Annotated in this window: 14 protein-coding genes; 7 read left to right on the forward strand and 7 right to left on the reverse strand. The window is 70.8% G+C overall.

What is annotated here, in order from left to right; translation table 11 throughout:
* The first annotated feature begins 65 nt into the window (after positions 1 to 65).
* Together CMO28_RS02970 and CMO28_RS02975 are read left to right on the forward strand one after the other, a co-directional pair.
* Positions 66 to 1,247, forward strand: a complete 1,182-nt coding sequence (locus CMO28_RS02970) for a cobalt-precorrin-5B (C(1))-methyltransferase (RefSeq protein ID WP_296709369.1) — start codon at positions 66 to 68, stop codon at positions 1,245 to 1,247.
* Between the two features lie 4 nt (positions 1,248 to 1,251).
* The gene (locus CMO28_RS02975; RefSeq protein ID WP_296709372.1) at positions 1,252 to 2,046 is read left to right on the forward strand and encodes a cobalt-precorrin-6A reductase; all 795 of its coding nucleotides are present in this window, start codon (positions 1,252 to 1,254) and stop codon (positions 2,044 to 2,046) included.
* Here CMO28_RS02975 and CMO28_RS02980 read toward each other — a convergent pair.
* From CMO28_RS02980 to CMO28_RS03010, 7 genes are all read right to left on the reverse strand, one after another.
* Positions 2,033 to 2,614 carry a HupE/UreJ family protein gene (locus CMO28_RS02980; RefSeq protein ID WP_014746286.1) on the reverse strand — a complete coding sequence of 194 codons (582 nt, stop codon included), beginning with the start codon at positions 2,612 to 2,614 and terminating at the stop codon, positions 2,033 to 2,035. The genes CMO28_RS02975 and CMO28_RS02980 overlap by 14 nt on opposite strands.
* 89 nt (positions 2,615 to 2,703) lie before the next feature.
* The gene (gene cobM / locus CMO28_RS02985; protein WP_296709377.1) at positions 2,704 to 3,549 is read right to left on the reverse strand and encodes a precorrin-4 C(11)-methyltransferase; all 846 of its coding nucleotides are present in this window, start codon (positions 3,547 to 3,549) and stop codon (positions 2,704 to 2,706) included.
* Positions 3,546 to 5,432 carry a precorrin-3B C(17)-methyltransferase gene (gene cobJ, locus CMO28_RS02990; protein WP_296709380.1) on the reverse strand — a complete coding sequence of 629 codons (1,887 nt, stop codon included), beginning with the start codon at positions 5,430 to 5,432 and terminating at the stop codon, positions 3,546 to 3,548. Before cobJ ends, cobM begins: the two co-directional genes overlap by 4 nt.
* Entirely contained in the window at positions 5,429 to 6,154 is a 726-nt protein-coding gene (gene cobI, locus CMO28_RS02995) for a precorrin-2 C(20)-methyltransferase (RefSeq protein ID WP_296709383.1), read from the reverse strand. Before cobI ends, cobJ begins: the two co-directional genes overlap by 4 nt.
* The gene (gene cbiE / locus CMO28_RS03000; RefSeq protein ID WP_296709385.1) at positions 6,151 to 7,389 is read right to left on the reverse strand and encodes a precorrin-6y C5,15-methyltransferase (decarboxylating) subunit CbiE; all 1,239 of its coding nucleotides are present in this window, start codon (positions 7,387 to 7,389) and stop codon (positions 6,151 to 6,153) included. The genes cobI and cbiE overlap by 4 nt, the downstream gene beginning before the upstream one ends.
* Positions 7,386 to 8,027 carry a precorrin-8X methylmutase gene (locus CMO28_RS03005; protein WP_296709388.1) on the reverse strand — a complete coding sequence of 214 codons (642 nt, stop codon included), beginning with the start codon at positions 8,025 to 8,027 and terminating at the stop codon, positions 7,386 to 7,388. Before CMO28_RS03005 ends, cbiE begins: the two co-directional genes overlap by 4 nt.
* On the reverse strand, positions 8,024 to 9,214 hold the full coding sequence (locus tag CMO28_RS03010) for a sirohydrochlorin chelatase (RefSeq protein ID WP_296709390.1): 1,191 nt from the start codon (positions 9,212 to 9,214) through the stop codon (positions 8,024 to 8,026). Before CMO28_RS03010 ends, CMO28_RS03005 begins: the two co-directional genes overlap by 4 nt.
* A gap of 722 nt (positions 9,215 to 9,936) precedes the next feature.
* On the opposite strand from CMO28_RS03010, the gene CMO28_RS03015 reads away from it, so the two are divergent.
* The 5 genes from CMO28_RS03015 (at position 9,937) to CMO28_RS03035 (ending at position 12,745) form a co-directional block, all read left to right on the forward strand.
* Positions 9,937 to 10,341: an AtpZ/AtpI family protein gene (locus CMO28_RS03015; RefSeq protein WP_296709393.1), complete on the forward strand. Its 405-nt coding sequence runs from the start codon at positions 9,937 to 9,939 to the stop codon at positions 10,339 to 10,341.
* A gap of 114 nt (positions 10,342 to 10,455) precedes the next feature.
* Positions 10,456 to 11,187 carry a F0F1 ATP synthase subunit A gene (locus tag CMO28_RS03020; protein WP_014746294.1) on the forward strand — a complete coding sequence of 244 codons (732 nt, stop codon included), beginning with the start codon at positions 10,456 to 10,458 and terminating at the stop codon, positions 11,185 to 11,187.
* A gap of 119 nt (positions 11,188 to 11,306) precedes the next feature.
* On the forward strand, positions 11,307 to 11,534 hold the full coding sequence (locus CMO28_RS03025) for an ATP synthase subunit C family protein (RefSeq protein WP_014746295.1): 228 nt from the start codon (positions 11,307 to 11,309) through the stop codon (positions 11,532 to 11,534).
* A gap of 219 nt (positions 11,535 to 11,753) precedes the next feature.
* The gene (locus tag CMO28_RS03030; RefSeq protein WP_062763549.1) at positions 11,754 to 12,257 is read left to right on the forward strand and encodes a hypothetical protein; all 504 of its coding nucleotides are present in this window, start codon (positions 11,754 to 11,756) and stop codon (positions 12,255 to 12,257) included.
* A gap of 5 nt (positions 12,258 to 12,262) precedes the next feature.
* Positions 12,263 to 12,745, forward strand: a complete 483-nt coding sequence (locus tag CMO28_RS03035) for a F0F1 ATP synthase subunit B (protein WP_296709404.1) — start codon at positions 12,263 to 12,265, stop codon at positions 12,743 to 12,745.
* Positions 12,746 to 12,945 lie beyond the last annotated feature (200 nt).

Raw genomic sequence — 12,945 nt, forward strand, 5'->3', positions numbered from 1 at the left:
GCCATTCCTCCGTTTGTCACGGCCGGGCCCATGACCCTTCCGCCGCTTGATGATATCGTCGCGCCATGACCACGACCCGCGCCATACCGGAAACCCTGCCCGGCAATCAGACCTCCGGCCGCAAGCCTGGGGGCGGGCCGGCTGCGCCTGAGCTCCGCTCGGGCTGGACCACCGGTGCCTGCGCCACCGCCGCCACCGCCGCCGCCTTCACCGCCCTCGCCACCGGCCGCTTCCCCGAGCGGGTGGAGATCACCCTGCCCAGGGCCACCCTCCGCACGGGACAGCGCCCGGTTTTCGATGTCGCCGAGCGCCGGGTCGAGCCCGACGGCGCCATGACCGCCGGCATCGTCAAGGATGCCGGCGACGACCCCGACGTCACCCATGGCGCGCTGATCCTGGCAACGCTGCACCCGGGCCCCCGCGGGACGGGCGTCACCTTCCGCGCCGGTGCCGGCGTCGGCACCGTCACCCGGCCCGGCCTGCCGATCCCGCCCGGGGAACCGGCGATCAACCCGGTGCCGCGGCGGATGATGACCGAGACCGTGGCCGAACTCGCATCCCTGCTCGACCATCCGGGCGATGTCGCCATCACCATCTCGGTCCCCGGCGGCGCGGCCCTTGCCGAACGGACCTGGAACCCGCGCCTCGGCATCCTGGGCGGGATCTCGATCCTGGGGACCACCGGCGTGGTGGTGCCCTATTCCTGCGCCGCCTGGATCCATTCGATCCATCGCGGCGTCGATGTCGCCCGCGCCACCGGCCTCGACATGGTCGCCGGCTGCACCGGGTCGACCTCGGAAGCCATGCTGCGCCGGTTGCTGCCCGATCTGCCCGACCACGCCCTGATCGACATGGGCGATTTCGCGGGCGCGCTCGCCAAATATCTCCGCAGCCACCCGGTCCCCCGGCTGGTGGTGGCCGGCGGCTTCGCCAAGCTGGTCAAGCTGGCCCAGGGGGCGCTCGACCTGCATTCCAGCCGTTCGACGGTGGATTTCGGCCGTCTTGCGGGGCTTGCCGCCGGCATCGGCGCCGGAGCAGAGCTGACCGCCACGATTGCGGCCGCCAACACCGCCAAGCAGGTGCTCGACCTCTGCGGTGCCGCCGGGCTCGACATCGCCCGGCCGGTGGCCGAGGCGGCCGGGGCGACGCTCGCCGCCGCGGTCGCACCCGCCGCAGTGGTCATAGACGTGGTGGTCGCCGACCGGGCGGGCAAGCCCGTGGCCGCCACCGCCGGGATCCGGATCTGAGCCGATGGTCGAGCCGCTCAAGCTTCTGATCCTCGGCGGCACGGCCGAAGCCGCCGCCCTGGCCGAGGCCGCCACCGCCGCCGGCCACGAGGTCTGGACCTCGCTCGCCGGCGCCACCCAGACACCGCGGCGCCCGGCCGGCCGGCTGGTCTCGGGCGCTCTGGGCGGTATCGACGGACTGACCCGGCTGCTGGCCGACGAGGGGTTCGACCGGCTGGTCGATGCCACCCATCCCTTTGCCGAGACGATATCGGCCAATGCGGTCGAAGCCGCAAGGCGCGCGGGTGTTCCCCGGATCACGCTCCGCCGCCCGCCCTGGACCGCCGGCATCGGCGACCGATGGTACGGTGTCGCGGATCTGGCCGAGGCGCTGGAGACCCTGCCGCGCGCGGCAGCGCCCGAGGACGGGCGGGTCTTCGTCGCCACCGGCCGGCGCGGGCTGAACCTGCTGGCGGCGCGGGCCGAATACAGTTTCGTGGTCCGCACGATCGAGCCGGTGGCCGTGCTGCCGCCCGGGGTCGACGTCACGCTGGTCCGCGATCGCGGCCCCTTCGACCTTGCCGCCGAACGAGGCTTCTTCACCGAACACGCGGTCTCGGCGGTGATCGCCAAGAATGCCGGCGGCACCGGTGCCGAGGCCAAGATCCAGGTCGCGCGCGAATGCCACATCGCCGTGCTCATGATCGACCGTCCCCCCTCACCGCCGGGCCTCTGGGCCAGCCGGGTCGACGAGGTGGTCGACTGGCTGGCCCGGCCGGTGGCGGAAGACCAGGCGCTCCCCCCGGTCAGCCGACCATAAGCACCAGACCGGCGGCGGCGATGCCGGCGCCGATCAGACGCTCGACCCTGGCCACCTGCAGCTTCTGCAGCCCCATGGCGATGCCGATGCCGGCCAGATGCAGCAGGCCGGTCGCCGCCAGGAAGCCCAGAGCGTAGAGCGCCGCCGAGCCGTCGCCCGCCATCTCGGTGCCATGGGCATGGCCGTGGAACAGGGCGAAGACGCCGGCGATGGCGGCCGCCGCCACCGGGTTCGGGCGGAAGGCGAAGGCGATCATCAGGCCGAAGACCACGATCGAGGCGACGATGCCGAGTTCCACCCCCGGCAGGCCGATCCCGGCCATGCCGAGCGCGCCGCCGGCGATCATCAGCGCCATGAAGCCGAGCGGCGCCGCCCAGATCATGCGGCCGCCGGTCTGCCCGGCCCAGAAGCCGACCGCGAGCATGGCCAGAACATGGTCGAGACCACCGATCGGATGGGCGAAGCCGCTGGCGAAACCGGCCACCTCGTGGCCGGTATGGGCGAAGGCGGGGCCGGCCACCAGTGCGGCAGCGGCGGTCAGCGGCAGGATCAGGCTGCGTCGGAACATGGGATCGTGTCTCCGTCGTCGGGACGTCCGGTGCGGACAGGGTTCGGGAAGGGGTCTGAGGGGGCGCCAGAGCCGGTGGGAAATGACACTCAGCGGGAGAGGATATCGGCGTCCCCGACGCGGGGGGCAGCGCCGGCCGCGGGGTCGGGCAGGCTGCCCCGGGGACGTTTCGGGGCAGCACGCACCGGCCGCAGCACATGCGCATGTCCCGGATCATAAAGCGCGCTGTCGGCGAAGTCGCCGGGCTCGAAGACCCGGCCGACCAGGATCAGCGCGGTGCGGGTGATCTTGGCCGCGCGCACCCGGGCGGCGATATCGGCCAGCGTGCCGCGGATGATCATCTGGTCGGGCCAGGTCGCCCGATAGACCACCACCACCGGGCAGTCGTCGCCGTAATAGGGGGCCAGCGTCCGGTGGATCTGGGGCAGGAAACGGATCGACAGATGGATGGCGAGCGTCGCCCGCGACCGGCCCAGCTCTTCCAGCGTCTCGCCTTCGGGCATGGGCGACGAGGCATGGCCGGTGCGGGTCACGATCACCGTCTGCGAGATGCCGGGCAGGGTCAGCTCGCTTTGCAGCGCCGCCGCGGCACCGGCGAAGGCAGGCACCCCCGGGGTCACGTCGAAGGGGATGCCCAGCGCCTTCAGCCGGCGCATCTGTTCGGCCGTCGCCCCATAGATCGAGGGATCGCCGGAATGGACCCGGGCGACATCCTCGCCCCGCTCATGCGCCGCCCGCATCTCCTCCACGATCTCGTCGAGGGTGAGCGGAGCAGTGTCGACCACCCGGGCGCCCTGCGGTGCCCAGGCCACCACCTCGGCCGGCACAAGAGAGCCGGCATAGAGGCAGACCGGGGCGGCGGCGATCAGGTCGCGGCCGCGGATGGTGATCAGATCGGCCGCACCGGGGCCGGCACCGATGAAATGAACCGTCACGCCACGGCCTCCCCTGATCCGGTCCGGCCGAAACCGGCATCTGCAAAACTGTCCTCGCCGCGGCTGCCATAGCCGCGGGGGGTGTAGACCCGGCTGCCCTGCCCCAGTTCCAGCCGCCGGCTGCCCCGGGCGCCGACCATCACCAGGGTCAGCATGTCCACGGCATCGACCGCGAGCCCGTCCAGATCGGTGATGGTCACCGTCTCGTCGGGCCGGCCCAGATTGCGGGCCAGGATCACCGGGGTGGCGCCGCCGCGCGCCTCGATCAGGATCTCGCGGGCGCGGGCCAGCTGATGGCGTCGGCGGCGCGAGACCGGGTTGTAGAAGGCGACCACGAAATCACCGGCGGCCGCGGCCCGGATCCGGCGTTCGATCACCGTGAACGGCGTCATCAGATCGGACAGCGAGATGGTGCAGAAATCATGGCCGAGCGGCGCGCCCGCCCGTGCCGCTGCGGCCTGGAGCGCCGAGATGCCGGGCGAGACCTGCACCGGCACATGCGCCCAGCCGGGGCGAGGCTCGCCCAGATCCTCGCCGCGCTCGATCAGCTCGTAGACCAGCGCCGCCATGGCATAGATGCCGGCATCGCCCGAACAGACCAGAGCCACGCTCCGCCCCTCCGCCGCCAGATCGAGTGCCGCGGCGACGCGGCGTTCCTCTTCGCCCAGCTCGTAGCCGTGGCGACGCTTGCCGGCCGCCGCCGGGCCCAGCAGGTCCAGATAGAGGCCATAGCCGACCAGGTCGGTCGCCTCTGCGACCATGCGGTCGACCTCGGGCGTGCGCCAGTCGGGCCGGCCAGGGCCGATGCCGACGACATAGAGCATGCCCGGCGCGCGCCCGACGTCGCCCGCGATGATCGGCGCCGGGGCGAGCGCCACCGCACAGGTCGCGCGCGGCGATTTGCGCTTGGCCACGATCAACTCCCCCGCGGGGCCCGCCGCCGCCAGGGCCGCCGCCTCGGCGACGCCCGCCACCCCCACCGTCGCCCTGACATAATCGGACGGCGTTGCAAGCCGCGGGGTTTCCTCGGCAAGCCGCGCGGCGGGGAAAACCCGCACCGGCAGGCCGCGCGCGGCGGCCGCGGCGGCGATCCCGGCCTCGTCGGCCTTGATGTCGATGGTCGCGATCAGGGCCACGGCCCCGGGCGCCAGACCGGCACCGGCCAGGGTCTCGTCGATCAGCCCGCCGATCTCCTCGGCCCCGGCACCGCGTTCGCAGCCGATGCCGACGGCAAGGCGGGCCGGATGATAGAGCAGCCCGCCCGCCGGCACCTGCCGAAGCCGGTGATCGATCACCAGCGGCACGCTGCCCTCCGCTGCCTGTGGCAGGGGGGCGAGCCAGTCGGGAAGATCCGCCTCGCCCCGCACCGAGGCCCCGGCGACCAGCGCCGCCATGGCGGGTTTCGGATCCAGCCCCGCCGCCAGCCGCCAGCCGGCCGGCGGGTCGTCGAGCGCGACGCCGAAGCGCAGATCGCCCGCGGTCGTGACAGCGGCCACCGCCCCCAGCGCCGTTGCCAGATGGCGGGCCAGATCATTAGCACCGTGATGGCCGCCCAGAAGCGGCACGACCGCACTGCCGTCCTCGGCGAGTGCCAGCACCGGCGGCTCGGCCGTCTTGTCGGCCAGGACCGGAGCGAGCATGCGGATCAGCGCGCCGGCAGCCGCAATGCCAAGGATCGGCCGGCCGGCCAGGAACAGGTCGCGCAGCCCCTCGGCCACGGGATCGAGCGGCACGACCAGGGCACGATCATCCGCCGCAAGCCGGGCATGGGGGCCGGTGATCACGGCGCCGGGCAGCAATGCCTGAACCCGCCGGGCCAGCGGCAGCCCCGAAGGCCCCAGGATCAGAACGGCCGGAGCGGCGATGGAAGAGATGTCGGTCATGCTGTCGCCTCGCCGCGCCGGTGAACCAGAATCAGGCTGAAATAGGGCGCCGCCTCGTCGGGGAGGTCGGCAAGCTTCAGGATGCGCTCCCCCGGCCAGGTGGCGCGCTCGACATACCAGGCCCGGGCCAGCAGGCCGGCCTCCCCCAGCACCCGGCGCAGCTTGGGCAGATGCCGGCCGACCTTGAGGAAGGCCATGCCGTCGGCCGCGGCGATCCGCGCCGCAAGCTCCGGCTCGGGCAGGGTGGCGGGGATCATCGCCAGACAGTCGGTGCGGGCGGCGAGCGGCAGGCCGATCCGCGCCGCCGCCCCGGCCATGGAGGTGATGCCCGGCACCACCTCGACCGGAAAGCGGCCCTGGAGGCGGGCTGCCAGATACATGAACGAGCCGAAGGTGAGCGGGTCGCCCTCGCACAAGAGGCCGACATCGCGGCCCTCCGCCAGATGGGCGGCGATGGCCGCGGCGCCGGCATCATAGGCGGCAGCCCCGGGGCTGCGGTCGTCGCGCATCGGCATCTCGATCTCGACCAGCACCGCCCCGGGCGCGATCAGCCCGCCCGCGATGCTGAGCGCCATCCCCCGGGCGGCACCTGCCGCGCGGATATGGGCGATCACCCCCAGCCTGCCGAGCAGCCGGGCGGCCTTCAGCGTGATCAGCTCCGGATCGCCCGGCCCGAGGCCGAGACCAATCAGCCGGCCGGTCGTCGAACCTGCCCCGCTCATGCGCGCCGCCAGGCCCATTGGGTGACCGGCATCGCCGCCCGCCAGCCCAGATGCGGCCCGACCGGTTCGGCGCGGGCGATCTGGATGCGGGTCAGATCGCCGCCATGACGGGCCTGGACCTCGATCAGCGCCGCCTCTCCCGACAGGGTCACGGCATTGGCGACCAGCCGGCCGCCCGGCGGCAGCAGAGTGACCAGATGGTCGATCAGCCCCGCCTGCGCCACGGCGCCGCCCAGGAAGATCGCATCCGGAACCGGCAACCCGGCCAGCGCCTCGGGCAGATGGCCCTCGATCAGCGTCAGCCCCGGCACGCCCAGCCTGAGCGCATTGGCCCGCGCCCGATCCAGCCGGTCGGGCCGCTGTTCGATGCCGATCGCCCGGGCGGTCGGCTCGGCCCGCAGCCATTCGATTGCGACCGAACCATTGCCGGTGCCCAGATCCCAGAGCAGCGCGCCCGGCGCCGGCATCAGCCTGGCCAGGGTGATCGCCCGCACCTCGCGCTTGGTCAGCTGGCCGTCATGATCGAAGGCATCATCGTCGAGCCCGGCAAGGGTCGGCAGCCAGTCGGTCGCGGGTGCCGCCACCAGTTCGACCGCGACCGTGTTCAGATCGGCCGCCGGGCGCGGATCCCAATCGCCGGCCGTCCCGCGGCGCAGGGCTTCGCGCGGGCCGCCCAGGCATTCGAGCACGACCATCGGGCTGGCCCCGAAACCGCGTTCGGCCAGACGGGCGGCGATCGCCGCCGGGGCCGCGCCGTCGTCGGTATATATAACGAGACGCGCGCCGGGCTGAAGATGGCGGTCGAGCAGCGCCAGCGGCCGGCCGTGCAGGGTGATGATCCGCACCTCGGGCAGCGGCCAGCCCAGCCGGGCACAGACCAGGCTTGCGGCCGAGGGGGCCGGGTGCACGCAGAGCGCATCGGCCCCGAACCAGCGAGCGAGCGTGGTGCCCACACCCCAGCAGAAGGGGTCGCCGCTGGCCAGCACCACCAGGCGGCGGCCGCGCGCGGCCTCGATCGCCGGCCGCAGATCCTTGAGCGGGCTGGGCCAGGCCAGCCGCGGGCGGGCGTCGTCGTCCGGCAGCATCGCCAGATGGCGGTCGCCGCCGATCAGCAGCTCCGCCGCGGCCACCTCGGCCCGGGCCTCGGTGCCGAGACCGGCCAGGCCATCCTCGCCGATGCCGATGATGGTGATCCAGGGGGCGGTTGCGGTGGTCAGGGTGGCGCCGTCCATCATCCCGCCCCTTCCTCATTGGGGGCCCAGAGGGCGTTGACCGCGGCCGAGGCCATGGCACTGCCGCCCATCCGCCCCGGCAGGGTGAGGAAGGGCACGCCGCAACCGGCCTCGATCAGCGCCTGCTTGCTTTCGGCGGCCCCCACGAAGCCGACCGGAAAGGCCAGGATCGCCGCCGGGCGCGGCCCGCCGGCGGCGACGATCTCCAGCAGGCGGAACAGGGCCGTGGGCGCGTTGCCGATGGCGACCACGGCGCCGGCCAGCCGGTCGCCCAGCGCGTCGAGCGCCGCGGCCGAGCGGGTGGTGCCGTCGCGCGCCGCGATCGCCGCGGTCTCGTCACGGTCCAGCCCGCAGAGAATGTCGGTGCCGGCCGGCAGCCGGCGGCGGATGATGCCCGAGGCGACCATGCGGCAATCGGCGATCACCGGTCGGCCCCTGGCCAGCGCCGTGCGCCCGGCTGCGGCCGGATCCCCCTGCCAGGCAAGCCGGGAAGCCACTTCGACCATGCCGCAGGCATGCACGACCCGAAGCGCCAGCGGCACCAGGGCCGGCGGCAGCCGGTCAAGCTCCGCCTCGGCCCGGATGATGGCGAAGGAGCGGGCGTAGATCTCGTCGGGCAGGCGCAGCCAGGCCGTGCTCATCCGCCCGAAGCCTTCTTCAGGCTGGCCGCTTCCCTGTTCAGGCTGGATGGGCCCAGCGGATGATCGGCATGAGGATAGGGGTGGTGGTGATGGCCATGATCATGGCCGGCCCCATGGTGATGGTGCCCGTGGTCGTGCTCGTGCCCGTGCTGATGATCATGATCATGATCATGATCATGATGGTGATCGTGGTCATGGGCGTGATCATGGTGATGATGGTCGTGCCCGTGATCATGCCCCGCGGCACCGGTGCCGATGCCCTCCACATGATGGTGGTGGCTCTCCTGCGGCAGGCCGCGCTCGGCCTCGAAGCCCAGCACCTGAACGCGGTATTTGCACATCTGGCAGTTCATGTTGCCGGTGCCCTGCAGGATTTCCTGCCCCCGGTCGATCATGGTCTCGACCACCTGCGGGTGGTCGCGCAGATAGCGGGCCTTCACGAATTCGATCTCGGGGAAATCGGCCGCCACCCGGTCGACGGCGTCGTAGATCCGGTTGACCAGAATGCCGGTGAACAGGAAATACGGGAACACCACGACCCGCCGGAAGCCCAGCCGCACCGCATGGCGAAGTGCCGGTTCGGTCAGCGGGAAGGTGACGCCCGAATAGGCCGTCTCGGCCCAGCCGAGGCCCAGCCCTTCCCACAGCATGCGGCCGACCTTGGCGACATTGGAATTGGCATCCGGGTCGGACGCGCCGCGGCCCACCACCACCAGCAGGGTGTCGTGGCGCGGGATGGGGTCGGTGGCCGGGCGGGCGGCGTCGGCACGGGCGATGGCCGCCTCTACCCGCTCTCCCGCCGCCTTCAGCATCCGCGGGTCGATGCCCAGTTCACGGCCATAGCGGATGGTGAAGCCGGGATCGGCCCGGCCGCCGGCCATCTCGCCGCCCGACCGCACGCTTTCCTGATAGGTGTTCAGCACCGAGGGGATGTCGTTCTTGGCATGGCCGGCGGCGAACAGCATGCCCGGCACGGCCAGAACCTCGCGCACCCCCTGAGCCCGCAGCCGGTCCAGGCCGTCGCGGATGATCGGGCGGGCGAATTCCAGATAGCCGTATTCGACGGGCACCGGGGCAAAGCGGCGGCGCAGCTCTATGGCCAGCTCGGCGAATTCGTCGACCGCCCCCTGATCGCGGCTGCCATGGCCGCAGATCATCAACCCCTGACCGGCTCCAAGCCCGAACATCGCGTTCCGTCCCTCCGTCACACTGCTGTCGGTGCGGAAGCGGCCGATGGACGAGGGACATATATATACCGAGAGGAAGTGCGCTGCGTCGGCGTCGCGTGGCAGCAGAAAACCGCCGCCGCCGGCAGGGTGCAGGCGGCGATGCCATCGCGATCGTCCACGCGGGCTTCCATCCAGGATCCGCCCGTCCGCCGGCGATCATCCCGCCCGCGAAGCCCCGTCGCGTCTGGCGTCCCGGGGCGTGGTGGCCGGTCCCGCATCGGGCCGGCCTTGTGCAACCACCATGCGTCAACCGCGCGAAGGATGCAACACCTCGCCGATTTTCAATCAACAGGAGAGAATTCGTCCCGTCACGCATCCCGGGGCATCGAACTCTGTCCCCCACCATGCTGCAGATGCCCGCGCCGGATACCCTGAGGTTGCACCGCCCGCACCTGCGACACCGCGGCACAGGGTGCCCGAGCGGGCACGAGCCCAAGAGGCGAGTGCTGAAAAATCAATGGGTTGGCTAAGCCAATCCCTTGTAAAGCAAGGGGTTTTCATTCTTGACACGCATAGGGCTTCCCCGTATGGTTCACGCGCCTTCGGCAGCGCTGTTGCGGCGCGGCCGGCGTGCCCGGATGGCCGGATGCCAAGGTGCGGCAGCAGAAATGCGGTCCGCCTGGCGCCGGAAATCCAGAGGCGCCTTCCACCGACCGGATGCTCAAGGCGGGCCCACGCTCATGGATGACCGGGACGACTCGGGACTGAAAGAGCTTGAAGCCCGACTGAAGCAGGCACGATCCTCCACCGGCCGCCGCACGGGCGACGGTCCGGGGAATTCGCGTGAGCCGGTGAAGGGCATCGGGTTCGCCGCTCGCGTCGGGACGGACCTCCTGGCGGCTCTCGTCGTCGGGCTCGGGCTTGGCTGGTTCATCGACCGCTGGCTCGGCACGGCGCCCTTCGGAATGCTCGTCTTCTTTCTATTTGGTGCGGCGGCCGGCATACGCAATGCCTATGCCTTCGCCAAACGGACGATGAACGAGATCGATGAAGGCGAAGCGCAGGGCAACGGCCCGGCCGGGCCCCCGCAAGGGGACGGGTCGGGACGGCAGGACGGCCCCGGTGATGCCGGACGGAAAGATTGACGGGTCTGCGGGTCGACCGCGGGCAAGGGTGCGGAAGGTGGCCGGCATGCGGGAACTCCCCGGTGCCGACGGCTCCGGCCAGGGTTGAGTTCTTAACGAAGAGCGAGGGCCACGGTGGCGGAAGCACATAGCCCGCTTGAGCAGTTCCACATCAAGCGTCTGGTCGACCTCCAGATCGGCGGCGTCGACATCTCCTTCACCAACTCGTCGCTGTGGATGTTCATCGCCATCGCGGCCGTTACGCTGTTCCTGACGCTGGGCTCGCGCAATCGCGCCCTCGTTCCGGGCCGCGGACAGTCGATGGCTGAGATGTCCTACGAGTTTGTCGCGAACATGCTTCGAGACAACGTGGGGTCGGAAGGCCGGAAGTACTTCCCCTTCATCTTCACGCTGTTCATGTTCGTCCTGTTCGCCAACCTGGCGGGCATGCTCCCCTACAGCTTCACCACCACCAGCCACATCGTCGTCACCTTTGCGATGGCGCTGTTCGTCTGGCTGCTGACCACTGTGATCGGTCTGGTGAAGCATGGCGGTCACTTCTTCAGCTTCTTCGTTCCCCAGGGCGTGCCCCTGTGGATGATGCCGCTGGTGGTGCCGATCGAGATCATCTCCTATCTGTCGCGTCCGATCAGCCTGTCGGTGCGACTGTTCGCGAACATGGTTGCCGGGCACACGATGTTGAAGGTGCTGGCCGGCTTCATCGTCGCGCTCGGTGTCGCGGGCATTGCGCCTCTCGTGGTGGTCGTGGGCCTCACCGCCCTCGAACTCTTCATCGCCGCGCTGCAGGCCTATGTCTTCGCGATCCTGACCTGCATCTACCTCAACGACGCGCTGCACCTGCACTGAGATCCGGGACCGGATCCGACCGACCGGCGATGTCGCCGGCCGGTCCCCGGTCACGGGCAGGTATCAGGCGATCGCCTCTCTGAAAACCAGTCCCTTTGTCAAGATAAGGAAGTTGAGCGATGGAACTGGAAGCCGCAAAGATGATCGGTGCCGGCCTCGCGGTGCTTGCGCTGTTCGGCGTCGGTATCGGTATCGGCAACATCTTCTCCTCGCTGGTCAGCTCGCTGGCGCGGAACCCCTCGGTCCGCACCACCGTGTTCCCCCTCGCGATGCTCGGCTTCGCGCTGGTCGAGGCGGTCGGCCTCTTCGCCCTGCTGATCGCGCTGATCATCCTCTTCGTGTTCTGATCAGCACGACGGCCGGGAACCGGTACCGAGCGGGCCCGAGGGGTGTGAAAACACCGCCTCGGGCGCGTTCGTGAGGGCGGGGACGGCAGACGGCCGCCGGGCGAGACCCTTCCAGGGGCACCGCTTCGGGCAACGGCACGATCCTCCGTCCACGCCAGACTTTCGCCATGACGGACGGCCCATATCCGGGCCCCGTCCACGAAATGCCCCGGGAGACCCATGCCTCAGTTCGAACCGAGCACATTCGCGTCGCAGATCTTCTGGCTGGTGGTGTCCTTCGGCCTGCTCTATCTGCTGATGTCGAAGATCGCGCTCCCGCGCATCGCCGATATCCTCGAGGTGCGCCAGGACCGTATCGCCGCCGATCTCGATCGTGCCGAAGCGCTGAAGCGCGAGGCCGAAGAGGCGCGTGCGGCCTATGAAGCGGCGCTCGCCAACGCCCGCGCCGAAGCCCAGAAGCTTCTGGAGCAGGCCGGCGAGCAGGCCCAGGCCGAGGCCCAGCGGCAGCTCGACGCGCTCGACGAGCGTCTGGCCGCCAAGGTCCGCGAGGCCGAAGCCGCCGTTGCCGCCGCCAAGGCGGACGCCATGGCCGATCTCGCGTCGCTCGCGACCGAGACCGCCGAGGCGGCCACCGCGAAGCTGGCCGGTGCGCCGGTCGATGGTGCTGCGGTCCGCAGCGCCGTCGATGCCGCCCTGGCCGCCACCTCGTCGCGGAAGGAGTGAGGCCGATGTTCTCCGATCCCACTTTCTGGGTCGCCGTCGCCTTCGTCCTCTGCATCGCCGGGCTTGGCTTCCTGAAGGTCCACAAGGCCATCGGGGGCATGCTCGACGCCCGTGCAGCCGCGATCCGCGCCGAACTCGATGCCGCGCAGAAGCTGCGTGAGGACGCCCAGGCGCTCCTCGCCCAGTATCAGCGCAAGCAGCGCGAGGCGATGCAGGAAGCCGAGCAGATGGTCGCCCATGCGCGCACCGAAGCGAAGCGCATCGTCGAAATGGGCCAGACCCAGCTGGCCCAGTCGATCGAGCGTCGCGAGCGCATGGCCGCCACCAAGATCGCCCAGGCGGAAGCCGATGCGATCGCCGAGGTCCGTGCGACCGCGGTCGATGTGGCGATGGCGGCGACCGAGCAGGTGCTGCGCACCCAGCTCTCGGCCGACCGTCAGGCCAGGCTGGTGGACGACACCATCGCCGGCCTCAAGACCCTGCACTGATCCGCGTCTCCCGCGATCCGGGCAGTTCCGAAACGCCCCGCCGGTTTTGCCGGCGGGGCGTTTCGCGTTTCGGGACCGGCCCTCGCAGGTGCTCCGACGTCAATATAATGTCGCGTCACTGGCCTGATATATCGACGCCGATGTAATGTCATGTCACCGGACTGATCGTCCGGCGTCGATGTAATGTTTCGTCACCGATG

It is taken from the genome of Tistrella sp. (genome assembly GCF_002684955.1).
Lineage (GTDB): Bacteria > Pseudomonadota > Alphaproteobacteria > Tistrellales > Tistrellaceae > Tistrella > Tistrella mobilis.